This window comes from Bradyrhizobium rifense (genome assembly GCF_008123425.1).
In the GTDB taxonomy this organism is placed as follows: Bacteria; Pseudomonadota; Alphaproteobacteria; order Rhizobiales; family Xanthobacteraceae; genus Bradyrhizobium; species Bradyrhizobium rifense.
Genome location: NZ_VSSS01000017.1, coordinates 20,191 through 46,127 on the forward strand (window position 1 = coordinate 20,191; position 25,937 = coordinate 46,127).

Genomic DNA, 25,937 nt, shown 5'->3' on the forward strand with positions numbered 1-25,937 from the left:
TTGCGCATCTTCACTGTGGGCAAGGTTCAAACGCGCTTCCGATAGTCCTGACAGCGGCGCGGAATCGTTCTAGAAGAGCGGCTTCGCTTGGGCTCATGCAGCCTGGTTCGTGTCCTCGTCACACTTGATCATGCCAGTCATCGCTTCCAGCAAATCCTATCGCGTCGGCCGTTCCAAGACCGGACTTGGTCTCTTCGCCACCATGCCGATCAAGAAGGGCACCCGGATCATCCGTTATTTCGGACCGATCCTGGACTGCCGAATCCCTGCGCAGGACGACATCGAGAACAAATATCTGTTCGAGCTCAATGGCCGCTGGACCATCGACGGCTCGGTGCGCAAGAACGTCGCCCGCTATATCAACCATTCCTGCCGGCCCAACGCCGAGTCGGACGTCCGTCCGCGCGAGCGCAAGGTGTTCATTCGCGCCATCAAGAACATCGAGCCGGGCGACGAGATCAACTACGATTACGGCACCGACTATTTCAAGGCCTATCTGAAGCCGATCGGCTGCAAGTGCCCGTCCTGCGAGAACAAGCGCAAGAAGCAGCGCGCCGAAGCCCGTGCCGAACGCGCCAAGGTGAAGGCGCGCGCGGAGCGCAAGGCGCAGAAGGCCGGTGCGAAAACCACCGCGGCGAAAAAGAAGAAGCTCAACGGCAAGCATTTTGCCGGCAAGGTCGGTCGCGCGAAGGCGTAGCTTCCGTTCGGCCGCAAGCCGGACTCTATGGCAGTCCTCAGGCATCGCCCTATCACCGTCACCCTGAGGTGGCCGCCTCTTCGGCGGCCCTCGAAGGGCGACGGCCCGGTTGTATCTGGGCCGTTCATCCTTCGAGGCTCCCCGTGCGACGCGTTGCGTCGCGCGGCTCGCGCCTCAAGATGACGGAATTGCGCATCACGCCGCCACCACACTCCCGCTCTTCCGCAAGCCCACATATTGCAGCTCGGCGAACACACCGGTCGCAATCGCCTGCGCCACAACCATGAGCTCGCCGGCGAGGTTCGGCGACACTGCGCCGGAGAACAAAAGCGCGATGCTGCCGACCGTCCAGGCGGCGTTGCCGACCACGACAAGCAGCACGAGTGGCCTTGGCACCGCTGTGCGCGAGGCGAGCCAGCCGACCAGTGCGGTATAGGCGATCAGAAACAGGCCGGTTTCGCGCAACAGCGCCTCGGGCAGGTTGAACAGCGTCGCGAATGCGCCGGCGCCGAAAGTGAAGCCGAGCGCGGCGACACCGCTGAAGACGGCGTCAGCGAGCAGTGCACGGCGCAGGAAGGTCGATGCGTCGATCATCAGAGGTCTCCATGGTTGGGTTGGCTTGGGGTGAGCTCAATGCAATCCACGCCACCAGGCGCGGAGCAGGCGGGCGAGGCGGAACGGGCAGAGGCTTCTGCCAACGCTGTGCTCGAAGGCGATGACCTGCGCGACGACATAGTCGCCTGTCGAATGCACCAGCGGCTCCGGCATGTTGAGGCTGCGCGCCAGCATCCGGGTCGCGAACGCCATGGCCCAGGGAAGAAGGTGGTCTGCAAGGGTGCGGTAGAGCAGCAGCGCGATCATGGTCATTCTCCTGTGCTCAGGAAGATGCGCTGGTCGGGGGCCCAATTCGATTACCTCGGGGGTAAGACAGGCCCCTATTCGAGACCGTCCCGAAACCATCGCGCTACCCGAAAGATGGGTCGGTTACCTGAAGGATCGATTCGGAAAGCTCTACCGGCAAGACATCAAGCGCCCTGATGTGCTTGCCTTCTTCCGGGCGATGCAGGCTGAAGGTAGGTTAGAGACTCGCGACCGAGTCCATAGTATCGGTGAGCAAGTCTGCGACTATGCCGACCTCGAAGGCGATGGCTACAATCCGTTCCGTGCCTGCAAGAAGCAACTCAGTGTCAACGTCTCGACACCACGGCCTGGCGTCACTGAGCCGCAGGATGTGGTCCGTCTCTTCAGACTGATTATGCCGCCATGGGAGAAGGCCAGATTTGGCGACGTGGTCGGTGATGCCCTTCGGGTCGATGCATTGACGATCCCCCGCCCCGGGATGATCAACGACATGGAATGGACCGAAGTCGACTGGGACTCTAAACGCTGGACCATCCCGGCGGTAAAGATGAAAACCGGATGGGACCATGTGCCACTATCAATGAGGGTGTTCGCAGATTCGGTCGCCGCTTGTCGGAAGCGCTCGGCTTAACGGTATGATCGTAGATATCTTGCCTGCCGAATCGACGATTGCCTCCAAGCGTAATCGAAGCGGCTCCGATTAGATTGTGAATATCGGCCAAGCGCGGATCAACGGCGCACGCGCATCCACCTCTCATTCAGGCTATTGACGCTATTGGGAAAACGCCCGGAAAGGGTGCTTTGGACCGATTGCGGCCTAATTGGGCGCCCAAGTTTTCGGCACAATAAGCCCTTGGTTCCGCCCAATCGAGCCGAGATTCCTGCCCCAAATGTAAACATACGTTCACCCGCAATGAGAGGCCGGTTGCACTCAGACTTGGAGGTGCTGGGGGCACTCACCACGAAGGGGAAGCGATTTGACACTACACTACACCGCAGGCAACAACATCAATGCGCAGGGCACCTACACGCCAGCTGCGGCGGGCTTCAACCTGGCCGATGTTTCGTCGGTCGACGAGCTGAATGCATTGCCCGCTAATGTGAAAGGTATGGTTTACCTTGATCAAGGGGACGGCGTTACCCAGAGCTTCATCGATGCTCTGAAGCCCTACGTCGGTAACTCGAAGGTCTACGCCTTCTACCTCAAGGATGAGCCGGATCCCACGGGCCAGTACAATACGCTGGTGACGGCGGCCAACCTCAAGGCAGAGTCCGATTATATCCACGCCAACTTTCCCGGCGCGAAGACCTTCATCACCATGATGAACATGGGGTCTTCGGAGAATCCGACCTTCGCGAATACCTACAATCCGGCCAATACCCACATCGATCTGTTCGGCATCGATCCGTACCCGGTGCGGTCGGACATGAGCACCGTCGATTACAGCATGATCGACAAGGCCGTGGCCGCCGCCGAGTCCGCGGGGATTTCGGTGGACCATATTGTCCCGGTGTTCCAGACCTTCGGCGGCGGCAACTGGGCCGACGACAGCGGAGGTCATTACGTGATGCCGACGGCCGCGCAGGAACAGACGATGCTCGCTCATTGGGCAGCGGCTGTGCCAAATCCGGCCTTCGATTACGCCTATGCCTGGGGTTCGCAAAATGGCGATACGGCACTCGAGAGTTCGTCCGCGTTGCAGAGCGTTTTCCTGCAGCACAATACCGGCACGAGCACGACGGCCGGAGGCACCACCGGAAGCACCACCGGAAGCACGACAGGTAGTTCGGGCGGAAGCACGACGACCGGGACCGGGTCGACCGGTGGTACGACCACCGGCTCGAGCAGCGGCACCGGTACCACCACGGGCAGCGGTACCACCACCGGTGGCACGACCACGGGCTCGACCAGCGGCAGTTCGTCCGGCGGTTCGACATCGACGACGACCGATGGTAGCCATCACCACCACCATCACGGGCTCGATTTCTCGCAGCTTACGACCAGTGCAACGGCGACTTCGCCTGCAGCCGTGACCACGTCCACGACGCAGACTGCGACCGCAACTGCAAGCGGCGCAACGGATACGACCACCGATGCCGGGACTCATCTGATCGATATGATCGGCCACCACACCGACCATCACGGCTGGCACCTCTGAGTTTGGGGACGGTCTAAGTCAACAGAGACATACGCGGGGCGCACGCCCCGCGTATGAGAATCACCTAGGGTGACCGTTGGCGGCCGCACTGGCCGCGAGTTGGGGTGGCATTCTGCGCACTGCGGAATGTTGGAATGCGAGCGTCAACGCTCGATCGCATGCAAATTTCAACCGCTTGCCGCTGCCCCACCAAGGGCCGCCCGGATATGCACATGTACGCTTCGGCAAAGGTCTCCGCGCTCGCGGAGGGATTTCGTCAAATACGTCCCGGCCTCCTCGCAGCCGGCGGACTATCGATTTTCATAAACCTGCTGGTGTTCGTCTCTCCGCTCTACACCATGCAAATCTACGATCGCGTGCTGACCAGCCGGAACGGAATGACTCTCCTGCTGCTCTCGCTGATCGCGCTCGCGCTCTTCGTCAGCTACGCGACGCTGGAGCATTTTCGCAGCCGGATCCTCGTGCAAATCGGGATCAGGTTCGACCAGCTTCTCTCGGGAGAGGTCTTTGAGACCGCGCTCGGGCAATCCCTGACCACGGGCAGCTCGCATCATGTCCAGCTGCTTCGCGACGTGGACACTCTGCGCGAAGTCTTGTCGGGGGGGGTGATCACGTCGCTCATGGACGTGCCGTGGACGCCGATATTCCTGGCAATATGCTTCCTGCTCCATCCCTTGATCGGCCTGGTTGCCCTCATCGGTGCGGTTATCATCCTTTCGCTGGCCTTCCTCAACGAGCGCGCCACCAAGGCGCCGCTCATTGCGGCCGCATCGAAAAATCTTCATGCCCTGGACCGATTGACATCCTCGCTCCGCAACGCCGAGGCCATCCGAGCGCTTGGTATGGGACCTGCCGTGCGCAGCGCCTGGAGCTCCACACATGGCGAGGCACTTCTCGACGGCGCCCGTGCGGGCGAGCGCGGTGGTACGCTCCTTGCGATCTCCAAGTTCCTGCGGATGGCCCTTCAGGTGTCGATCATGGGTGTGGGAGCCTATCTCGCGATCCAGCAGGAGATCTCGGGAGGCGTTCTGTTCGCGGCTTCGCTCATCATGGGGCGCGCGCTTGCGCCGGTGGAAGCGGCCGTATCGCAGTGGAAAGCCATCGTTGTCGCGCGTACATCATATGCGCGGCTCGATGCCGCGCTCCGGACCCGGGCCGCAGAGCGGCCGCCGACCCGGCTGCCGCAGCTGGCCGGTGAAGTCTCGGTCGAAGCCGTGACGGTCCTCGTACCCGGATCGCAAATGCCGGCGGTGGCAGACGTGTCTTTCCGTCTGGCTCCCGGCGAAATTGTTGCCGTCGTTGGTCAGTCCGGCTCCGGCAAATCAACGCTGGCACGAGCGCTGGTCGGTGCGTGGCCCGTCGTTCGCGGTTGCGTGCGCATCGATGGCAACGACACGAGGCATTTCGATGCCAATTTCCTCGGGCAGCGTCTCGGGTATCTTCCGCAGGACGTCGAATTGTTTGCCGGCTCCGTGCGCGACAATATCGCCCGGTTCCGCGATGATGCGACAGACGAGGCGGTTGTCGAGGCTGCGCAACTGGCGTCCGCGCATGCCATGATCCAGCGGCTTCCGAAGGGCTATGACACCGTCATTGGCGATAATGGCGCGGGCCTTTCGGGCGGCCAGCGACAGCGTATCGGATTGGCGCGTGCGTTGTTCGGCAAGCCGGTGCTGGTCGTGCTCGACGAGCCGAATGCCAATTTGGATGGAGACGGCGACCGCGCGCTGGCCGATGCGATCCAGGAGCTCCGGAAGCAGGGGGTGACCGTCGTGATCATCAATCATCGCCCCAATCTGCTTGCCCTCGTCGACAAGATCGTCTTCATGAACGAGGGTCGCCTCGGCCGGTTCGGCACACGCGACGAACTTCTTCCTGCGCTGCTGGGGCAAGCCGTCACGCCGATGCATCGCGAAGCGCGAGTGCCGGCCGATCGCCGCGCCGAAGGCGCCCCCCGGTATCTCTCGAATTCGGTGCGGCCCGTGCACGCGACGAGGCAATGATGGACGACAACATGATGTCGCTTGAAGAGAGCACTCGTCATATCGAATTCACGGAGCTCATGAAGCGCTTGAGCGGGAGTGGCAAGACTCAAAGGGTCAATGCCGTGCGCAGCGGCATCGCCAGCCTGCGGTCGCAGGCAAGGCGGCTTGTCCCCCTTGTGAGGGCAATGCGATCGATCCCATCGAATTGGAACGCGCGGCCAGATCATGGTGGCCCGTCTGGCGACTGGCATGCCCCAGCGCGACGGGGCTTTGCCGTCGTGTTCTTCACGTTCGCCGTATTCGGCGGTTGGGCCGCGCTGGCCTCGATCGATGGTGCGGTGGTGGCCACGGGGTCGGTGGTCGTCGAGAGCGATAAGAAGGCGGTGCAGCACCTCGAGGGCGGCATCGTGCAGAGCCTGATGGTGAGCGGCGACTCTCACGTCGCCGAGGGGCAGGTCCTGTTGCGGCTCGATTCAACCCAGGAACGCGCGAAAGAGGGGATCGCGCGCTCGGCCGTTTATTCGGCGATTGGCGAGGAGGCGCGCCTGCAGGCTGAAGCCGCGGGAAGCGACAAGATCGCATTTCCTGCCGAACTGACTCAGAATGCTTCCGATCCAGCGGCGCAGCGGGCGATGGGCGACCAGAAACGGCGTTTTGACGAACGCCGCGCTGCGCGAAAAATCGAGATATCGATTCTTGAAGAGCGCATTGCGCAGGCGCAGCGGCAGATTCAGGGAAATGATGCGCAGAGCAAGGCGACACGGGCGCAGTTCGATAGCGTGAGCCAGGAATACGCGAAGCTCAAGCCGCTCGCCGATCAGGGGATCGTTGCGTTCGCACGCGTCGCAACTCTCGAGCGCAGCAAGTCCGAGCTCGATGGCAAGATCGGTGCTTACGAGGCCGACATCGCACGCTACGGGCGCGCGATCGACGAGTCGCGGTTGCAGATCGAGCAGGTCGGACAGAAAGTCCTGGAGGAAGCGACCGGCAAGCTGACCGAGACGAGGGCGCAACTTGCCGATGCGCGCGAGAAGCTGCGGGCCACCGACGATGTTCTGGCTCGGATGGAGGTGCGTGCGCCGCGCTCCGGACGCATTGTGAATTTGAAGGTGCATACGGTGGGAGCGGTGGTCAAGGCCGGCGACGTTCTGATGGAGGTCGTTCCCGACAACGACGTGCTCGTGGTCGCGGCAAGGGTGTCGTCCCTCGACATCAATCATGTGCAGGTTGGTCTGCCCACGGAAATCCGGCTTCCCTCGTTCAAGGCTCGCTCCACCCCGATCGCCGTAGGCGAGGTCCTGTCGATCGCAGCCGATGCGGTTCGCGATGAAGCGACGCATCAACCCTATTACGAAGTCAAGGTCTCGGTTGAGGTGGCGAAATTCCCCGAGACGATCCGGGAAAAGCTCAAGCCCGGAATGATGGCCGACGTTCTCATCGCGACCGGGGAACGCACCGTGCTGGCCTATCTCACGCAACCGATGACGGACGCGATACGTCGCGGCATGCGGGAGAACTAGAGCGTTTTCGAGCGATGTGGATACCGGTTCGCGTCAAGAAAACGCGTCAAAACAAGAATCTAGAGCCCCGTTCCGATTCCATCGGAACGGGAAAGGCTCTAGTGCGCAGAAGTGAGGGAGCGGGGGAGGCGGCCGATCTCTGATCAGATCGGCGCTTTCTCACGAAGCCGGCCAGTTGCAGGCGATCGCGAGCTTGCGTCGGACGGAATCCAGGCCGACCAGGTCAAACGTGTTTTCGTATGGGAGGGTCTTCCCCGCGTAGACCCTGATCAGGAGCCGGCCGCCCTCCGGCATCGCGCGCAACAGGCGAACGGCGTCACCCTGAAAAGTCAGACTTCGGCCTCCCTCCGTCGTGCGCCAGCGCTCTTCGACGGTTGGCTCGTCGTTGATCTGGTACACGACTTTCACCTCGGTCTCTGCAGGCTGCTTCCAGGATGGCGAGGTGGGTATGGTCAGCTCGGTTCGACTGCCGCGACAGCGGATCGCGATCGCGGAGGGCGCATCCTTCGTGGCTCGACGTCCCATGGTCTGCGCCGAGATCTGCGGCTTGTAGTCCACCGGCGAGGTCGTCTCGCTGATGATCCAGTCCCGCGCTCGGGATGGTGCCGAGCCGGTCGGTTCCGCCGCCTCTCCCAGCAAATCGTCGACGCATTTCAGCCGGTCCATTCCTTGAAACCGGGCACATTCCTTCAACCGATCCGTAGCATCGCCCGCCTGTGCGAGGGTCGGCAGGGTCAAACTTGCGAGTGCGATCAAAGCCACGGCACTCATTGGCCTCATCGTGACAGTCCCACCGTCGCGCCCGGTGAGCGATCGAGCCATTCCTGTGCGGGGCCGAAGCGGGCGAGGCCGGGAACGTTCGCGCGGAGGCTCACGTCCTTCCATTTCGGATCGAAGCCGGGCGACTGCAGCCGGTCGAGCCGGCCGAACAACTGCTCCACGAAGCGGGCCATGCGCGCGTAGCGATCGGATTGCTTCGGCCAGTTGTAGCCCGCCAGAATGGTAGGAACCGCGATGGTCGAGATGCGTTCGCCCTGCGGTACGAGGCTCGGATAGTCCGCCGAGCTGATCGCAGACGGTAGATAGTAGTCCTCGAACCGCGAATCGTACTCCACCGGCAGGAATTTGTACCCGGGCTCCCAGCGTCCCTTCAGAAAGGCATCGATCGGCTTCGAAGTGATGAACACAACCCCCGCGATTTCCCCGCTCTTCATCTGCTGTAGTGCGACCTGATGGGGAATGAACATCTTCTCGACGTTCAGCCCCAGCCGGCTGAAAATCAGTGGACCGGAATAGGCCGCCGCCGTGCCTTGCGTGTTGAAGTTGACCTTCTTGCCCTTGAGGTCATCGAGCGATTTGATCTCCGGACGCACAAAGACGTGCAGCTCGGCTGGGAAGAGATTGAGAATGTAGACGATGCGCCGGTCGATCGACGGGACCTGGGCCTTGTACTCGTCGAGGGCGTCCGTATTGATGATCGCCGCATCCACGCCTCGCAGATAGAGCAGCGAGTTGACGTTCTCCGTCGCGCCGGTCGTCACGATCGGGATGACGTGAAGCTTGTCTTCCTCGTTGGCCACGCGGGCGATCTCTGCCGCGAGCCGAAGCGGAGCACCCTCGATGAGGCCGCCTGCGAGCCCGACGGTCCAGGCATTGATGCGCTCTTTTGCGATGATGTCGGCGTTCTTTGCCGCGGCCGGCGGAGCGGGTGGTTGTCGGACAGACTGGGCGTTCGCCGTCATCTGCAGGCCGAGCAGCGCCGCTGCAATCGTGGACGCGAACCTGATCAGGGCCATGGGTCTGTCTCCGTCATCTAGCCTTTTCGAGAGATGATCCGACGCTATCTCAGCGCCTTGATCCGCTCATCCGCATCATCAATGCCGCCAGCCTTTGCTCTTTGATAAAGGTCGCGGGCCTTCGCCGGGTCGCCGGTGACTCCGCGCGCACGCCACGATTCCAGCACCGGCGGGTCATAGGTCTCTGCAAGCATGAAGGCGGCCCGCGCGCTGCCGCGCGCAAGAGCCAGCTCGAGCAACTGGCGGGCGCTGCTGATATCGGACTGCCGCAGCAACGCATTCGCCCGTGCAAGCAGCTTCTGCTCGTCCGCAGGCGAGCGGGACGGCGCCGCCGTCGAAGCGGTGCGCTCCGACACTGCGGCAACCTTTGGGTCCGTCGGTGGGATACGATCCGTTGCTTGTGCCTGCGATGTCGATCGGGTCGATTCAGGAGGACGTTGCGGGCTGGAGGCGACAGTCCGGCTGGCTTCCTGTTCGGGCGCGCGGCCCCTTGCCTCGGTGCCGGAGACGAGATCGGTCACACGCCCTTTTTCGGTCTGTTCCGGCGGCCGGCTTGCGGACGCATTTGTTGAGGGCCGTTTTCCATTCGTCTGCTCAAGCTTGGCTTTGGTCGACGCAAGCTCGCGCGCGAGAGCCTCGGCGCGCTCACGTTCACCAGCGAGCGCTTCGTTCTGCTTCGCCGTCATCGCGCTGAGCTCGGTGACTCTGAGGATCTCGGCATAGGCGACGACGAGGCCCGCCGAACGTTCCTCGACCTCCTTCCGCGCGGAGGCCAGTTCGCGGAGGAGACCCTCGCTCTTGGCCCGCTCTTTGGCCAGCTCCTTCTTGTTCGCGGCCTGAGCGGCATCGGCGGCCTGTGCGGCGTCTCGGGCGGCGTAACGCGCGTCATCGCGCTCGCTCGTCAGCGACTTCGTTTCGCGTGCCAGCGTGTCTGCTCTGTCTCGCTGCTGCCCGAGCTCGCGTTCCAGCATCTGCCTCTGCTCGGCTTCGGCGGCGCTTGCCTTGATAGACGCGGCGCGCGCGGCATCGAACTCGGCCCGGATGGAGCCGAGCTGCTTCGAGGCGGCATCTGCTCGAGCTCGCTGTTGCGCGAGCTCGTTTTCCACGGCGAGAGCCCGCTCCGACTTTGCAGCGGCCGCCTTCGCAACGTCGGAGGTCTCAGCTCGAGCCGTGTTGGCCGCCGCCCGCAGGGTGACCAGTTCGTTTGCAGCGGCATCCGCCCTGTCGCGTTGCAGCTTCAGTTCCCGCTCCATGGCCTGCTTTTGCGTGGCCTCGGCGGCGGCGAGTTTGGAAGAGTCGGTGGTCGCCTTGCGTGCGGTTTCGAGCTCGGCCCTGAGGGAAGTCAGCTCGGTGGTGGCCGCTTTCGCAACGTCAGAACTCTCAGCTCGAGCAGTGTTGGCCGCCGCCCGCAGGACGACAAGTTCGTTTGCGGCGGCATCCGCCCTGTCGCGTTGCAGCTTTAGTTCCTGCTCCATGGCCTGCTTTTGCGTAGCCTCGACTGCGACGAGTTTGGAAGAGTCGGTGGTCGCCTTCCGTGCGGTTTCGAGCTCGGCCCTGAGGGAAGTCAGCTCGGTGACGGCCCCCTCGGATCTGTCGCGTTGCTGCTTCAGCTCGACTTCGAGCGCTTGGCTCTGTGCAACCTCTGCGGCAAGGGCCGTTGTGGCTTCTGTCGCGGCGCTCCGCGCGACGTCGAGATCCGATCGCAGCGACGCAAGTTCGGCTGCACTACTCTCTTTCCGGGCTCCCGGTTCGATGATCGGCTCTTGCTTGGGATCCGCTGCGGGGATCTGCATCGCCCTTGAAGCTGCGATCCGGGCTGCGTCGAGCTCTGCCCTGAGGAATGAGAGGTCTCGCGTGAGATTGCTTACCTTGTCCCGTTCCAGCTCAAGGGCGTGGGTTTGTCTGATCCCCAGCTCAATGGCACCAATCGCGTGCTCGCGGTCGCGCTGGGCGGCATTCAGCTCTGCCCGGACACTTGCCAGCTCACGTGCGAGCCCGTCGGCCCGATCGCGCTCCTGCTCGATCGCCTGCTGATGCCTGATCCGTTCGGCTTCAACTGCCGGGACGCCGAACTCGATATCGTCGCGCGAGCCGGCATGCGCGACTCCGACAAGGAGTGCCAGGAGGAAAGTCGCCGCCGCAGCTGTCCGCGCGAGATCTCCGCCCAGCGATCCGCCCTGTCGGACAGAACGGGGGATCCCGCTCAGCGAGTCAGTCGTTTCGTGCGCAATTGCCTGTAACCTCATCGTGACAGCTCAGACTGGCTTTAGGCACCTTGCCGTTCGGCGTCATCAATGACACCGCCTTGCTTGGCGCCCTGTCGAGGTCGCAGGGTAGGTAGCCACAAGGAGGTAGCGGGGCGTCGTTCCGGGAATAAAGTAGATCGTCTGCGCTGCCGCTGCGCTTTCCTTGACCGGCGCGGCCGCGCGCAACAAATTGGGACGGACCAGCTGCGGCTGCGCGTGTTCCGCACAAACCAGGGGAAGACAGCATGAACAGAACAGTCATCGTTTTCGCCAGTCTGACCTTCACTGGCGCGTTTCTGGTAAATGCGATCCAGACAGGCTATGCCTCTGCTCAGGCGGGGAGCCCAAAGCTCAACGCCAATGCCAAGATGATCGCCAGTCCCAAACGCGTGCAATCGCACCGGCTTGTCGTCCAGGTCGACGTCAATGATCCGGCGATCATGAACCTCGCGTTGAACAACGTCAGCAACACGGTTCAGCACTATTCCGAAATCGGGCAGAAGATCGAGGTCGAAGTGGTGGCGTTCGGACCGGGGTTGCACATGCTGCGAGACGACACCTCGCCGGTGAAGGCACGCATCGAGTCCATGGGCAAGACCATGCCCGAAGTTGCATTCTCCGCATGCGGAAATACCAAGGAAAATATGGCGAAGACCGAAGCCAAGGAGATTCCTCTTATCGCGCAGGCGAAGGTCACCAAATCCGGCGTGGTCCGGCTGATGGAGCTACAGGAGCAGGGTTGGAGCTACCTGCGCCCCTGAAATGCGGCCGGCGCGTCGGCGCGATGCGCCGGCGCGGTACGAAATCTCAAACGGACGACGCTTTGACGCGAACATCCGGCCGCGACGTTGCTTTCTCCTGGCGATTCGGCACGAACAGCCCTAGGAGCCCGGGCAGCAGCCGCAGATGCCGGAATATGAAGAAGGCCATGGCGATGTGCCAGATGATCAGTGCGGCCGAGCTGGCGATCGCAGCGCCGGTCAATCCAAGCCAGTAGATGAATGCGACGCTGGCGAGGATGTTGATGACGGCGCTCAGGGTCAGCAGAACGGCAGCCCCCCGTTCGTGCTCGGTCATCGTCATGATGAGCAGTAGAGATCCGAAGGCGGCTGCGATCACCTGCCCCAAGAGCAGGATGCGCAGGGCGGGGGCGCCGACCACAAAATCCCTGCCGAACCAGGCGAGAAGTGGCTCGGCCACGATCGCCAACCCGAGCGCGATGCCCACCGAGGTACAGAGGGTCCATAAAGCGGCCTTGGTCACGAGTGCCTGCAAGGTCGCCCGATCGTTCCTTGTGAAGAGGCTCGAGATGGTCGGTGCGAACAGGGTGTTGATCGCAGTGCGGGGCAATGCCACAAGGAATGCGATATTGAAGACCAGGCTATATATTCCGGCCTCCCTGGTGTCTCCGAACCATCCGAGCAGCACCACGCCGGCGCGATTGAGGAGAGCTTCTGCCCCTGCGATGATCATGAACGGGACGGCAGTCTGCCGCCAAGTTACGGGCTCATATTGAGGCTCTGCCGCCCTGATTGCGTCTGGGCACAATCTCCGTACAGCTTGGCTGGCGAGCACGAGTCCGACGACGGCGCCGGCGACGGTTGCCATCATGATGCCCTGTGCCTCGATGCGCGATCCCAGGAAAAGACCGGACACGACGACGATGATCACAAGTATTCCGTCCCGCATCACGCGGTCGGGTATCAGTGCAGGAACAACGCCGCCAAAAGCGCGGACGATCGAGCAGCGTATCCATAACAGCGCCAGAATGGGAATGAGAATGAAGCCGACCAGAAAGGTGTTCGTCAGCTCCGTCGAGAACGGCCCGGGCCAGATCTCGATAATACCCGCCCCGATGAATGCGACCAGAAGGCTTATGCCAAGTGAACGTCGCTCTGCGTATTGGATGACGCCTCGTGCAAGGCCGCTGGCTCCCATGGTCTGATATGCGGACACGAAGCGCAGCAGTGCGATATCGAAACCGAGCGCGCAGAAATATGCGAGGATGGTTATCCAGGCGATGACATAGGCGTAGACGCCGTATGTGTGAGCGCCGACAATTCTGGCTATCAGGAGTTGCGCGCAGGCAGTTACGCCGGCGCTGGCAACGTAGACTGAGAATGCTGCAGCTCCTCCGATCACCACTCGTCTGATCCGCGCGTGGCCAGCGCTCCGGTCATGCATTTCCATTTTCTGTCCTTGCGGTACGGGCTCGCAGAATGCTCTGAAATCAAAGTCTAAAAACGATTCAAGGAAAATGATTCAACAGAGAGTGGTCTGAGATGTTCGCTTCAACATTTGCTGGCTTGACCGTGGCGCGCTTCTGTTGCTCGGCGATGCTCACAATCTGCCGTTCCAACTGTTCGACGGCCGCGGCGAGAGACGTTCGATCAAGCGACGAGATGCTCACGACGTTCCGGCCTTTGCTGCGCAGCACTTCGTGCAGGACGTCGATGATGCTGCGTGAGCTGAGGCTGGTTTCCACGTCCAGCTCGAGCAGCTGTTCGAACCTTCCCCCGAGATCATGTCGGTTGCGGAGTCGCTCCTCGAGGAGCTTGGTCGGTGCGTCGAGGCGTATCAGGATGTCTGGTTCAGGCACAAGGTCCAGCGCATACGAGATCAATGCTTCGTCTGCAATGCCGCAAAGCAGTGCCAGGGAACAAATCGCCTGGACGAACGCCTGATCGAACAGGACGATGTGCGCAATCGCGGATCGGCGAAACCAGGCGTGCGACAGCCTGGACATGTATTGCAGCAGTCTGAGCGAAGAGAATGTGTTGGATGGCGGAAGTATCTTGATCAGATTCAACGCAGTCCCGAGATCGCGTGAAATCCCCCGCGGCCGGAACATCATGCACACCAATTCCGCCAGCGGACGCGTCAAGCGCCGTGTCGTGAAGGATATCTTCCGAAAGGCCGTCGATGGTGTGACGGTCTCGCTTGGCGAGCGCTCCGCCGGCCGGTGGCTGAGCACGAGGTCCACGGTGTAGTCGCGCTCGCGTAGACGTGCCGCAAGAGTACGTGCAAGAGTGGTCTTGCCGGCGCCTGGAGGACCGAAAAACTCGATGATCATATCCGAACTCAGACAAATGAAATGATTGAATTGGGCCGTTCCGTCGTCTGCTCTAGAGTATCCGCCACACCTCCTTTTTCACCGCGCGAATGACATCGGCTAATGGCTGTTGGGCGTCGATCGAGACGACGCGCGCGCCAGAAAACGCCAGTCGCGGGATAGCCGCGATACGTTGCGTGATCACGGCAGGATCCATGTCGGGTTCGCGTCTGGCGCAAACCTCCGGCGGAACGACCAGCTTGATGACGATATCCGGTGGCAGGCGCTCGGCAAGTGAATAGGCTTTGGCTTCAAATTGGCGTAGCCAGAGCGGAATCCCGACCAGGCGCGGCATCAGCGGACCTTCGTTGAAGCCGGCGATCTCGTTCTGGGGGTATCGATCCGTGACCACGACAAGACCCCGACGAGCCCCGCGATGCGCGGCCGACAGCTTGGACCGCTTTTCGATGGCGGTGGCCGTCGCCCAGATCGCCATGAGAGCACTGTACATCCGGCTCGGCGGGCGATCCGAGATCTTGCCATGCGATGAGCCTCTCGGCTTGGTCTTGAATAACGGCGTGATCAGAGGGACCATCAGCTTGAGCGGCCATAGTACGAGGGAGGGGCGTCCTGCGCCGGTCCCGAAATAGATCGGAATGACGTCCATCTCCTCGCCGAGCCACTGCCGAAGTGTCGCGACGATGGTTGATTTCCCGCTGCCGTCGACGCCGATGACGGCCACGACGTGCCCACCACCCGGGGCTCGTCGGCTCCACGGCCGCGGTGCCCAGAGAAAGCGTTTGTTCAGGTAACCGGCGGCGAGGTGTGTGGCGCGCGTCAGGCTCCGCAGCCCTGCCTCGAGTTCGTTGTAGGTACGGTGCGGCGCGAAGTGCGTTCGGATACGCCGCCGCAGATGACGCTGATGTTCCAGCGAGGGCTGGCAATAAAGGGCATCGGCAACCATGTCGGCCAGATCGCCGCCCAGAAGCTCGGCCGCTCGCCTTCTGAGTGCCGCGCGAGGAATTCGGCCTGCGAGGTCCGCGCGATCAAGTGCAAATTTGCGCGTCATTGCCTGCCAGTTGCGGAGCACGACAGGATCCGATCGCCTCAGTTCGAGGCAGCCGCGTACAATCAACAGCAATGCCTCGTCCACAGGCTCCAGGATACGGATCGGCAGCTCCGGATGAGCAATCGCTCGCTTCGCCAGCACCTCTTCCCACGGCAGGTGGTAGTTCTTGAGCAGGCTGGCGCCGGCGACCAGTCGAACGTGCAGATGAAGGTGCACGATCCGGCCGCTCGGTTCATCATGGCCGAGATAGCTCAGGACCGACGGATGGTCACGATAGGCGACGGCGGGAAAGAGCTTGAGACCGCGCTCGAGGAGGATTGCCTGAGCGCGGTGCTGATCCCGTTTTGCGACAAGCAGATCGAGATCTCCGTCGCCGGTCAGGCCACGGTAAACTCGGTTGCTGCTCTTCCAGTAGAAGTATGTGATGTCGTGCCGGTCAAAGTCGTTCAAGACAGTAAGAATGAGCTGCAAGATGGCGCTATCGGCGGCAGGGTCACCGGTCGGGTCTGTCCTGTGAAGGGCATCCTGTCTCATCTCTCGTGCCCTTTCCGCCCGGATGGTCTTGCAATGTCCAGCACTTGAAGCCAGATCTCCTGCATCCACTGAAACAGAGAAGAGGTGATCCCGAGGAAGCGTTGACGTATGCCGGCGCGAGGCGCGTCTGCAGCGCCGGCGGCAAATTCGCTCGCATCGCCATAGCCGTATTGCGCATGTTTCTTGAGATTGACCTGTGTCGCGATGGCCGCTGCAAAATCGCCGCGATCGTTGTCGAAGCGCCCGCAGTTGCGAAGGACGCCCAAGGCGTTCTGAGCGACCTCCCGCCTCGTGCTCCCCCATTTGACGACGAAGAGAAGCTTGTCGGCGATCGAGGGGAGCAACCGTGCTTCAATGGCTGCAAGGACGGGCGGACCATCAATGATCACGCAATCGTAGCGATCGCGCAGTTGGCGAATGAGTTCGGCGATCTGTTCGATGGCACTTACTGGGTCGAGCCGATAGCCGGGTATCCGAACGTAGTCGAAGCCGGCCTGAGGAATGTGCCGGATCGAGTCCGCCAGCGATCGGTTCGGTAGACCAACGATTTGGCGCTCGCCGGCGTTGTCGAACTCGGTAACGCGCATGCCTTTGTGAAGGTCGATGCCGATCAGGAGCGCACGCCGCCCAAGCAGGCCGACATAAGCCGATAGTCCCCGGGCGAGCGTGGTTTTCCCTTCGTCGGTGATGCTGGAGGTGATCAGGACCGTTTTCGCATGGCCTGGCTCGGCCAGACGTAACGTCGCGGCCGCGGACCGCAGCGCTTCCGCGTACGGAGAGAATGGCTCGACCCGAATATAGTCTCCGGAGTCAGTCAGGTGGTCCGTGGGTATTTGCGGGACCAGACCGACGCAGGAGAGCCCGAACGCGTCGGCGATTTCTTTCTCGCTGCGCAGCGTCTTGTCGAGCCGGTCCTGGATGAGGGCGATGAAGCTCCCGCAGATGAGCGAGACGATCAAGGCGGGGAGCACGAACAGGATCGGATTCGGAGAACTCGGTCGCGATGGTGGAGAGGCAAGCGAGAGAATGCTGACGTCCGGGTTGACGAGCTCTTCCTGTTCGCGGATCTCCTTCTGGCGCTGGAGAAGACTTGCATAAAGCTGTGCGCTGGCGGCGGTTCGGCGTTCGAGTTCGCGTGGATCGGCGCCAGCCGCCTGTTCTTCGCCGCCGGCATTGCGGCCCGCATCGGCGCGCCGCTGGATTGCCTGGTGCAGGGCTGCGCTGCTCCGCTCGATGTCGGCCTTGACCGTCGCCATTCGTTCGTCAAGCCGGGCCAGTTCGCCGGCGGTGTAGGCTCGCTGCTGCTCGGCATTGCTCTGAACGTAGAGCTCGACGATCCGGTTGACGATGTCGGCGGCCCTGTCGGGGCTCGTCCACTGGAAGGTGACGTTGATGATGCGTGAGCGGCGTTCCTGGAGAACCTGCAGACGACGCTGGAGATCGTCGAATTTCAGGCCTGCATCGGCTCGCCTGTGATGGAAAAGCGGTCCAATCCAGACACCCAGCCGTCGTTTGAGCTCCTTCAGGCCCAGCGGGCCGGCCTCGTCGGTCTCGGCCTGAGCAGGTTTCGGCGCGATGGCCGGATCCACTTCGACGTTGGACGCCAGCCCGCGAAACTTTGGATCGTTCCGAAAGCTGTCGAGAACGTGGCGCAGGTGATAGGGGGATGTCAGCATGGTCACCTGAGTGTCGACGGCCTGCTGGAGTGCCTCGGGACTCAAGGGAGTGCCGCCTTGAACCTGGACGACCTGCGCAGTCGCCGTATATTTTGGCGTGATGAGCACACCGGCGATGCCGGCCAACATCGCTCCCACGCCTGCGATGGTGAGGATGAACTTGCTCCTCCGACGCAGGACCCCGATCACCTGCTGGAAGCCCGGGTCGGACGCGATCGCAGGCTGGTCGTCTTGCCGCAGGCCTTCGAAGTCAGGCCTTAACGGTATGCTGTCGGCGATGAGACCCGTCTTATCCATCAATTGCATCCGTACCTCCCTGCCATCGGTCCATCCTCGCGATCAGCTCGACCTCGAGCCCAGTTGGCTCGCGCCGTATGCGGGGCGCGGGCGTGCAAGAGATCGGCTCCATGCGTTCGCGAGGCGAGCATGGCCGCGCAATGCGTTGCTTCTGGCGATCGAGCGCAGCTGGTTCGCCAGCACCGGCTCTGCCACCAGGCAAACGGCGATCACAAACCAGAAGATGGGATGCCGAAGCAGGAAGGTGGCGATGGCGTAAATGCAGAGACCGCACAGCAATGCCGGCAAGCCTGCCCCACCGGTCGCGTAGGCGGACCTGAAAGCCGTTACCACGAGCCAGACGAAGCTCAAGACGACAAGCAGCCCACCCTGGGTAAATAGGTCGAGCATCGTGTTGTGCGCCTCAAAGTTCGGCACGAACGAGGGCTTGGGGTGTTCGACAAACTCGGGATGGACCATATCCAGCTTCCTCGCCGAGACGATGGAATTCGGAATTGCGAGATGCGGACCGGGGCCCAGGCCGAGCATGCCGGATTCGAACCCACGCCTAAGGGCCTGGCTCCAAAGCTCAAATCGCAATTCCGTCTTCTCTTTGGTTTGCTCGGGGTTGTCCCGCGCCATCGACTTGGCGAGGTCGCTGGCTTCGACCGCAATCGAATAGGCCAGAGGCGCCATCGAGATCACGAGCCCGGGCAAGGCCAGCACAATCACCCAGGCGAACGCTGAACGGAAGCTGATCTGCCTCACTCGCGAGAACAGCCAGGTTCGGCACTTGAGCGCCAGGAGGAGCGGGCCGGCCAGCACAAAAATGAGCGTAAACGAATCGCTCCCGGTGATCCGGCCCGTGTAGACGGGGATGACGGCGCAGGCGAGAGCGCCCATCCTCGGGCCGAGTCTGGTGGACGTTTCGGCAAGGTGGAGCGATAGAAATCCAAGCACCATGCAGAGGACTGCAAGTTGATGCGGATTCGACGACCAGCCGCGGAATTGATCCCACCACATCGGGTCGACCGACGGTAGATCGTAGAGACCCCAGGCGTCGGCCAGTTGTGCGACAATAACAGGCGTGCCGAGTCCACACAGCAGCCAGGTGATGCGACGCAATCGGGCTTCGGGGTGCGGCCCGATCACGCTCAGGCAACTGATGGCGGCCAACAGGGGATAGGCCATGACGTCGTGTATGAACCAGACGGGATCGTGCTCGTCGCCGATGAGCTTTGCCGTCAGCGTTCCGAGGCTCTGCGCAAGGGTAAACAGCGACCAGAACAACAGCAGCCGCGACAGAGCCGGCGTCAGCACAATGCTGGCGCGTGCCGCTTCGCGGCCGAGTATGAGGGTCACCCAGATGATCAGACAAAGTTCGCCCGGTCCGACCGGCAGGCCCGCGACCCGCAATTGGGAAGCGGGTGTCAGCAGCAGCCCAAAAGCGAACAAGGTGTCCAGCATCATCGGCGCGTGTCCGTCTTCCGCACCTGGAGGCGTGAGCAAGCGTCGCGCCATTGACGTGCTTCCCGTTTGCCTCCCGGTCGGTCCGTCTCCATGGCAAGCCCTCAATTCGTCCGGTTCAGAGCGATTGGGTTTTGATTGCGGCGCAAGAACACCGCCTGCAACTCCGGCGACCCCGCGAGGGCCGAATCTCCATTCTGCGATCCCCAGCTATAGGCGAAGTCGAAGACGGGGGCCGGTATGAGCGCGTCCCAGCGGGCCAATATCTGTTGCATCTGACTTGCGCTCGGCAGCACGTATCGGCCGCCGCCGTCATCCATCCAGCGGCCGCCGCCAAAGGTCTGGTAGACCGGGACCATGTTGTCGCGGGGCACTCCGGCGGATTCGGCCGCAGCGACATAGCGATCGACCTGGTGATAGTCGCAGCCATTCAACTCGGTTCGGCACGGATAGGGATCGATTCCAAACAGGTCGACATGTGAATTGGCGAGGTTGTAGGTGTCCTTGAAGGATGGTGTCCGCGACGACGTCATCGTCATGAGCAGGATGAATGTCTTCGCGCCAGGCACGTTGGCATGTATCCAGTCCGACTCGGCCTTCAGATTGTCAGCCTTGCAGAGCGGGAAATGCTGCCCGGTTGGATCCGGATCGTCCATCAAGTAGAAGCCGAACAGTTTTTCATTGCCGATGAACGGGCGGACGGCGTTCAGGAATTTTGTATCCACGCCGTTGCATTGGCCGATCCATACGAGGCCCCTGACGCCGTCAGGCAGAGAGTCCAACTGCGCCGGGCTACTGACGTCCGCCAGATTGAAGCCGGCGGCGGCGGGAAGGTAGCTCCCAGCGGGGTCGAAGTTGCCGTTGGAGGCGAAGTGCAGCGCTGCTCTGGAATTGGCGCGCGTCGGCGCGTCGAAGGCCACGCCCTGCAGGAGCAATGCGCCGGTGGCTAGTAGAGATGCCACCGCAAACCACGCTACATATGGCGCACGTGCATATGTCCTTACAGGACGCCGCATGTCGCATCCTCGCTCGTCGATCCGAGCCTTCCATTGCTGAGTGGGCTAGTGGCGCGCACGGTCAATCAACTTCCTGTAAAGGGCGGCATGATCAGCGACGACAGTCGCCAGGGAGAATTCCTGCCTGACATGCTTGGCGGCGCGATCGGCCATGACGCGCCCCTTCTCTCGGTTCTCGAGCAGATAGAGGATTTTTGCGGCCAATACCGGCGGCGCTCCAGGAGGTGCCAGGAAACCATTCCATCCGTCGCGAATGACTTCAGCGCAGCCCGGCATGGTCGTCGTCACGATTGGTGCGCCGGCGAGGGCCGCCTCGAGGAGGACTCGCGGCACGCCTTCGCGGTACTCGGTCGGAAACGCGAATACATCTGCGAGCCTGAGCAAGGCCGGGATATCCGATCTTGATCCGATCGCCTTCACATAGGGAGCATGTCGATCGATCTCGGCTTGCGAAATGGCGAGGGGGCCTTCGGATTCACGGGGCCCGACAAGCAGGAAGCGCACATTGGGACGCACCTGGTGCACCCGCGCGGCCGCATCGAGCAGCGCTGGAATACCCTTCTGCCTCGTCATCCGCGTCACGGTCATCACGATTTCGGCGTCGCCAAGCCCAAGTTCCTGGCGGAGCTGGGCTGGCGAAGGTCCTGACATCAGTGCGCGATCGAAACCGTCGACATCGACGCCGGCGCCTCGGATCAGAACCGGCATCTTTCCCGCTATCCCGTGACGTTCGAAAAATGCGCGATCATCGCTGATTTCAAACACCGTGGCCGCAGTCGTGCGAGCCGCGAGCTTATGGAGCGCGCGATACACGGGACGCAGCGTCAGGGCGAGGGGAGAGCGCGACGAGTAGAGGAAAGCACGTCCATTGATCGTGCGAATGGCCAATACGCCGGGAGCGCTTCGCGCAGCCAGAGGCAGGTAGATCGATGGTTTGGTGTCGAAGCTTTGCGCAAGGTCAGGCTGTTCCTCGACCAGGATCTTCGCTAGGCTCTTGATTGACGCCAGGTCGGCGCGCGGGTTCACGAACCGGTCGAACTTGAACCCCCGATAGCGGATGCCCGCGTGCACAAATGGTGCGGGATCGCCGCTTCCGACCGCGGTGATGCGGAAGCCGTGGTCGCGCAGCGCGCACATGGCGGGAATCCGAAGGTGATGATCTTCGCCTCCGATATAAAGAAGGTGCGGCTGTAGCGGATCGCGCTGGTCCCTCCAGATTCCATTTGGTTCGTCACCAACGAGGTGAGAACTGTCCATGGTCTCGCTGTCCAGCCGTGGTCTCAACATACGTCCAGCTCCTGTACTCGACATCGTTGGCTTCTTGGCAAAGCCCGGCAGCCTGTCGCCAAGGGAGAACCGCATCATCCCCATCCCTCGATCGAACGACGCCCGCTCGAGAGCTCCGACATCCGCAGGGAAGCGCCGTTTTCACGTTGCAACCTAGAGAGTTGTCAGTGATCCACTCCTATCACGGTGGGTGCGAGAGCCTATTCGAATAAAGGGGTAATCACATGACTGCGCGATCTGCTGTTTCTCGTTGCGATTTGCGATGCGGCGAATCTGAGCGGGGACTCGTTCTTCCCGGTGGCGTGCTCTCAGGAAGAATTTGATCATCGGTGTCCGATGACTGCCTGAACGGAGTCTGGACCGCCTGGCGCGGTTCTTTTGCGGAAGGCCGGACAAGAAAGCCGAAACGGCAACGGGCCGCTAGCTCCTTTGGAGTACCTCGCAGCGTAACGGCAAATCCGGGCAAATTGCCCTGCGGCACTCCTCTCCTGCGGCGGCGACAGCGCCGGCTTCTCGCGAGGCAAACATCGATGCGTACTTCCGGGCTACCTATTTAGGTTTAGGGAGGCGGCGCGTGTACCGCGCATTAGCCGTACGAATGATCCGTGAGCGGGGCTAGTGTCTTGCCCGAAGGGCTCCTGCAGCAGCGGACAGTCGGCATTCAGAGCGGACTTGGTGAAATCGATCGCGCGATGCTGGCGGACCAGATGTGGGATGGTCGTGAAATGGTGTCTGCAGGGGAATCAGGGATTTTCTCGCTGGTCCTGTTGCTCCGGCTGCATGGTATTGCGGCCGACGAGCAGCAACTCTGCCACCGATTGGGCACGCGCCAGATCGGGGTGACCGAGATGTTGCGATGCGCTAAGGCCTTCGGCCTCAAGGCGCGCACGATTAGAACCGGCTGGGCGCGTCTTCCCCGCATCGCCTTGCCGGGTATCGCGGTGCTCAACCAAGGCGGCTTCCTCCTAGTGGGCAAGGCGGACGGGGACGAGGTGTTGGTTCAGCGTCCCTCGGACCCCCGTCCGCTCAAGTTAACGCGAGCCGAATTCGAGGCGATCTGGGACGGCCGCCTGGTCTTGATGGCGCGCCGGGCATCACTTTCGGATCTCTCCCGCCGGTTCGACTTCACCTGGTTTCTCGGCGCGATCCAGAAATATCGTCACCTCCTGGGAGAAGTACTGGTCGCATCCTTCTTCCTCCAGGTCTTCGCGCTCATCAGTCCGCTGTTCTTTCAAGTGATCATCGACAAGGTGCTCGTTCATCGCGGCATTAGCACGCTGGAAGTCCTGGTGATCGGACTGGCTGCGATAGCTGTGTTCGAAGCCATTCTGGGCACCTTGCGCACCTACCTCTTTTCTCACACGACCAATCGCATCGACGTCGAACTCGGTGCGCGGCTCTACCACCATCTGGTCTCGTTGCCGCTGATGTATTTCCAGGCGCGCCGCGTTGGTGACTCGGTGGCCCGCGTTCAGGAGCTGGAAAATATCCGCAACTTCCTGACGAGCTCGGCGCTGACCTTCATCATCGATTTCATGTTCACCGCCGTTTTCATCGCGGTGATGTTTATCTACTCGCCGATGCTGACGTTGATCGTGCTGGCGGCGTTCCCGTTCTACCTGGGCATTTCGGCGATTGCGACGCCGCTGTTCCGTGAGCGCCTGGATGAAAAGTTTCGGCGCGGAGCAGAAAATCAGGCTTTCCTGGTCGAGAGCATAACGGGCGTGCAAACGTTGAAGGCCCTGGCGGTCGAGCCCCAAATGAACAGGCGCTGGGAGGAGCAGCTTGCCGGCTATGTGTCCGCGAGCTTTCGGGTCGTGAGCCTCGGCAATGTGGCAAGCCAGGCGGTGCAATTGGTAAGCCATCTGGTGACGGTCGCGGTACTGTTTTTCGGTGCGAAGCTGGTGATCGAAGGCGGCCTGACCGTCGGTGAATTGGTGGCCTTCAACATGCTGGCAAACCGCGTGAACATGCCGGTATTGCGCATTGCCCAGATCTGGCAGGACTTCCACCAGGTTCGCCTGTCCGTCGAGCGGCTGGGCGACATCCTCAATACGCGGCCGGAGCCGACCATCAGCGTGGGGCGCGCCGTGCTTCCGCCGATTCGGGGCGCCGTCACATTCGATCACGTCGGATTTCGCTATCGCGTCGACGGGTCTGAAACGTTGCACGACGTCAGCTTCCATGTTCCGGCCGGTCAGGTGGTCGGTATCGTCGGTCCGTCCGGCTCGGGCAAGAGCACCCTGACCAAGCTCATCGAGCGACTATACGTGCCGGAAAGCGGCCGGGTTCTGGTCGATGGCGTCGATCTGGCCATGACGGATGCGGCCTGGTTGCGGCGGCAGGTGGGCGTCGTCCTGCAGGAGGACGTGCTTTTCAACCGGACCGTGGCCGAGAATATCGCGCTCGCCGATCCCGCCATGCCGATGCAGCGGATCGTCGATGCGGCCAAGCTTGCCGGCGCACACGAGTTCATACTCGAGCTTCCTGAGGGCTACGATACGATGGTCGGCGAGCGCGGGTGCAGCCTTTCGGGCGGCCAGCGGCAGCGCATCGCGATCGCCCGCGCCCTCGTCAATGATCCCCGTGTTTTGATTTTCGACGAGGCCACCAGCGCGCTCGACTACGAAAGCGAGCGCATCATCCAGGACAACATGCGACGTATTTGTGATGGGCGCACCGTCTTCATCATCGCTCACCGGCTTTCCACGGTGCGGCGGGCAAATCGCATCATCACCATCGATCGCGGGCGGATCGTGGAGGACGGCACTCACGACGAGCTGATCCGTTCGAACGGGCGCTATGCGAACCTGCATTTGCTACAGGCAGGCACCCATGACGGCCGCTAGAAAAATTATCCGGTTTCCTGATGGCCGCCGGCGTCGCGCGGACGAGACCGCCTTTCTCCCCGCCGCGCTGGAAGTCATGGAGAGGCCGCCGTCGCCAGTCGGCCGTGCCATCGGCATGACCATCATCTTGTTGTTCTGCTCAGCCCTGGCCTGGGCCGCGCTGTGCAGGGTCGACGTGGTTGCAACTGCGCCGGGCAAGATCGTGGTGAATGGCCGAACGAAGGTGATCCAGCCCGCCGAAACGGGGGTTGTGCGAGCAATTCATGTGCGGGACGGCGCGACGGTGCGGGCCGGCGACGTGCTGATCGAGCTTGATCCGACCATCAGTGGTGCTGAGCTTGACCATGTGAAGGCCGACCTCATTGCTGCCCAGCTCGATATCGCGAGGTTGCGGGCGGCGCTGGCGCCGGGCGACCCGATCGGAGCCTTCGTCCCGCCGATCGGGGCCGGCCCGCAGGCGATCGAACTCCATCGTCAATTCCTCGCCAGTCAGATGATAGAGCAGGCGACCAAGCTGTCGGAGCTCGACAGACAGTTGGCGCAGAAGAAGGCGGAGAGCGAGACCATTGGGGCGACGATATCGAAGCTCGATGCAACGATCCCGTTGCTTGAGGAGCGCGTTAACGTCCGCAAATATCTTTACGACAAAGCAATCGGGTCCAAGATCACCTATCTCACCGAGGCGCAGGATCTGGTCGGTCAGCAGCACGACATTCTCGTTCAGCAGAGCCGGCTACGCGAGGCCGAGGCGGCGACGGCGACTCTTGCACAGGCCAGGTCCAAGGCGGAAGCTGAGTTCCGCCGAACGCTCTATGATGACCTGTCCAAGGCAGAGCAGCGGGCCGCGGGTCTCGCCCAGGACGCGATCAAGGCCGAGCAGAAGGCGAAGCTGCAGATTCTGACGGCGCCTGTCGACGGCGTGGTGCAGCAATTGGCGGTACACACGATCGGCGGAGTGGTTACGCCGGCACAAACTCTGGCGGCCGTCGTTTCGCTGAATCCGGATTTCGAGATCGAGGCCATGGTATCCAACCGTGATATCGGCTTTGTCGTTCCCGGGCAGACCGTTGCGATCAAGATCGATACCTTCAATTTCACCCGTTATGGTCTGCTTGATGGGCGCGTGCTCAGCATTTCACGCGATTCCATCACAAGGGATCGGCGCGAGGATGGGGCGCGAGAGCAACCCGGAGGCGCCGAGACTGCGTCCAGCGAGCCGAAGGGGCAGGAGCTGATCTACGCGGCCCGCGTCAGCCTCGATCGCACGGCGATGATGATCGAGGGGCGGACCGTCCAACTGTCGCCCGGAATGGCGGTGACAGTCGAAATCAAGACCGGTTCGCGACGGATCATCAGCTACCTGCTTTCGCCCCTCACGCGATACAATCAGGAAATGCTGCGGGAGAGATAAGGATCAGGCCGCCGGGCGGATCCGGGCGCAAGCCTG

The 25,937-nt window shown here is 62.0% G+C and carries 20 protein-coding genes; 8 read left to right on the forward strand and 12 right to left on the reverse strand.

Going from position 1 to position 25,937, the window contains the following annotated elements; translation table 11 throughout:
• The first annotated feature begins 130 nt into the window (after positions 1-130).
• Positions 131-697 (forward strand): SET domain-containing protein, encoded by a 567-nt coding sequence (locus FXB40_RS10630; RefSeq protein WP_148772157.1) that lies wholly within the window; start codon positions 131-133, stop codon positions 695-697.
• 195 nt (positions 698-892) lie between these two features.
• On the opposite strand, the gene FXB40_RS10635 is transcribed toward FXB40_RS10630, so the two are convergent.
• Positions 893-1,291, reverse strand: a complete 399-nt coding sequence (locus tag FXB40_RS10635) for a hypothetical protein (protein WP_148772158.1) — start codon at positions 1,289-1,291, stop codon at positions 893-895.
• 36 nt (positions 1,292-1,327) lie between these two features.
• On the reverse strand, positions 1,328-1,558 hold the full coding sequence (locus tag FXB40_RS10640) for a hypothetical protein (protein ID WP_187436777.1): 231 nt from the start codon (positions 1,556-1,558) through the stop codon (positions 1,328-1,330).
• Here FXB40_RS10640 and FXB40_RS10645 point away from each other — a divergent pair.
• The 4 genes from FXB40_RS10645 (at position 1,557) to FXB40_RS10660 (ending at position 7,222) form a co-directional block, all read left to right on the forward strand.
• Complete coding sequence (locus FXB40_RS10645) at positions 1,557-2,189, forward strand: tyrosine-type recombinase/integrase (protein WP_246207499.1); 633 nt, start codon at positions 1,557-1,559, stop codon at positions 2,187-2,189. The two genes, FXB40_RS10640 and FXB40_RS10645, sit on opposite strands and share 2 nt — an antisense overlap.
• A 346-nt stretch (positions 2,190-2,535) precedes the next feature.
• On the forward strand, positions 2,536-3,717 hold the full coding sequence (locus tag FXB40_RS47750; protein WP_187436778.1) for a calcium-binding protein: 1,182 nt from the start codon (positions 2,536-2,538) through the stop codon (positions 3,715-3,717).
• A gap of 212 nt (positions 3,718-3,929) precedes the next feature.
• Positions 3,930-5,720 (forward strand): type I secretion system permease/ATPase, encoded by a 1,791-nt coding sequence (locus FXB40_RS10655; RefSeq protein ID WP_430647023.1) that lies wholly within the window; start codon positions 3,930-3,932, stop codon positions 5,718-5,720.
• A gap of 260 nt (positions 5,721-5,980) precedes the next feature.
• Positions 5,981-7,222 (forward strand): HlyD family type I secretion periplasmic adaptor subunit, encoded by a 1,242-nt coding sequence (locus tag FXB40_RS10660; RefSeq protein ID WP_246207501.1) that lies wholly within the window; start codon positions 5,981-5,983, stop codon positions 7,220-7,222.
• Between the two features lie 159 nt (positions 7,223-7,381).
• Here FXB40_RS10660 and FXB40_RS10665 read toward each other — a convergent pair whose 3' ends face one another.
• The 3 genes from FXB40_RS10665 to FXB40_RS10675 all read right to left on the reverse strand — a co-directional run bounded on the left by FXB40_RS10665 (position 7,382) and on the right by FXB40_RS10675 (position 11,264).
• On the reverse strand, positions 7,382-7,888 hold the full coding sequence (locus tag FXB40_RS10665; protein ID WP_187436779.1) for a type VI secretion system-associated protein TagO: 507 nt from the start codon (positions 7,886-7,888) through the stop codon (positions 7,382-7,384).
• Positions 7,889-7,998: 110 nt separating this feature from the next.
• On the reverse strand, positions 7,999-9,018 hold the full coding sequence (locus FXB40_RS10670) for a TAXI family TRAP transporter solute-binding subunit (protein ID WP_148772163.1): 1,020 nt from the start codon (positions 9,016-9,018) through the stop codon (positions 7,999-8,001).
• A gap of 44 nt (positions 9,019-9,062) precedes the next feature.
• The gene (locus tag FXB40_RS10675; protein WP_148772164.1) at positions 9,063-11,264 is read right to left on the reverse strand and encodes a coiled-coil domain-containing protein; all 2,202 of its coding nucleotides are present in this window, start codon (positions 11,262-11,264) and stop codon (positions 9,063-9,065) included.
• A gap of 245 nt (positions 11,265-11,509) precedes the next feature.
• Here FXB40_RS10675 and FXB40_RS10680 point away from each other — a divergent pair, with 245 nt between their 5' ends.
• The gene (locus tag FXB40_RS10680; protein WP_148772165.1) at positions 11,510-12,025 is read left to right on the forward strand and encodes a DsrE family protein; all 516 of its coding nucleotides are present in this window, start codon (positions 11,510-11,512) and stop codon (positions 12,023-12,025) included.
• Between the two features lie 46 nt (positions 12,026-12,071).
• Here the strand turns inward: FXB40_RS10680 and FXB40_RS10685 are convergent, their stop codons facing one another.
• The 7 genes from FXB40_RS10685 to FXB40_RS10715 all read right to left on the reverse strand — a co-directional run bounded on the left by FXB40_RS10685 (position 12,072) and on the right by FXB40_RS10715 (position 21,719).
• The gene (locus FXB40_RS10685) at positions 12,072-13,454 is read right to left on the reverse strand and encodes a lipopolysaccharide biosynthesis protein (protein ID WP_246207504.1); all 1,383 of its coding nucleotides are present in this window, start codon (positions 13,452-13,454) and stop codon (positions 12,072-12,074) included.
• A 58-nt stretch (positions 13,455-13,512) separates the two neighbouring features.
• On the reverse strand, positions 13,513-14,337 hold the full coding sequence (locus tag FXB40_RS10690; protein WP_148772166.1) for an AAA family ATPase: 825 nt from the start codon (positions 14,335-14,337) through the stop codon (positions 13,513-13,515).
• A 52-nt stretch (positions 14,338-14,389) separates the two neighbouring features.
• Positions 14,390-15,856 (reverse strand): hypothetical protein, encoded by a 1,467-nt coding sequence (locus tag FXB40_RS10695; RefSeq protein WP_246207506.1) that lies wholly within the window; start codon positions 15,854-15,856, stop codon positions 14,390-14,392.
• A 59-nt stretch (positions 15,857-15,915) separates the two neighbouring features.
• Entirely contained in the window at positions 15,916-17,901 is a 1,986-nt protein-coding gene (locus FXB40_RS10700) for a tyrosine-protein kinase domain-containing protein (protein WP_148772168.1), read from the reverse strand.
• A 33-nt stretch (positions 17,902-17,934) separates the two neighbouring features.
• Positions 17,935-19,341, reverse strand: coding sequence for an O-antigen ligase family protein (locus FXB40_RS10705; protein WP_148772169.1), 1,407 nt, complete (start codon positions 19,339-19,341; stop codon positions 17,935-17,937).
• 101 nt (positions 19,342-19,442) lie between these two features.
• On the reverse strand, positions 19,443-20,258 hold the full coding sequence (locus tag FXB40_RS10710; protein ID WP_246207508.1) for a hypothetical protein: 816 nt from the start codon (positions 20,256-20,258) through the stop codon (positions 19,443-19,445).
• Between the two features lie 141 nt (positions 20,259-20,399).
• Positions 20,400-21,719 (reverse strand): glycosyltransferase, encoded by a 1,320-nt coding sequence (locus FXB40_RS10715; RefSeq protein WP_246207510.1) that lies wholly within the window; start codon positions 21,717-21,719, stop codon positions 20,400-20,402.
• A 647-nt stretch (positions 21,720-22,366) separates the two neighbouring features.
• On the opposite strand from FXB40_RS10715, the gene FXB40_RS10720 reads away from it, so the two are divergent.
• Both FXB40_RS10720 and FXB40_RS10725 read left to right on the forward strand, forming a co-directional pair.
• Positions 22,367-24,490, forward strand: coding sequence for a type I secretion system permease/ATPase (locus FXB40_RS10720; protein WP_148772245.1), 2,124 nt, complete (start codon positions 22,367-22,369; stop codon positions 24,488-24,490).
• Positions 24,477-25,901, forward strand: coding sequence for an HlyD family type I secretion periplasmic adaptor subunit (locus FXB40_RS10725; RefSeq protein ID WP_148772170.1), 1,425 nt, complete (start codon positions 24,477-24,479; stop codon positions 25,899-25,901). Before FXB40_RS10720 ends, FXB40_RS10725 begins: the two co-directional genes overlap by 14 nt.
• Positions 25,902-25,937 lie beyond the last annotated feature (36 nt).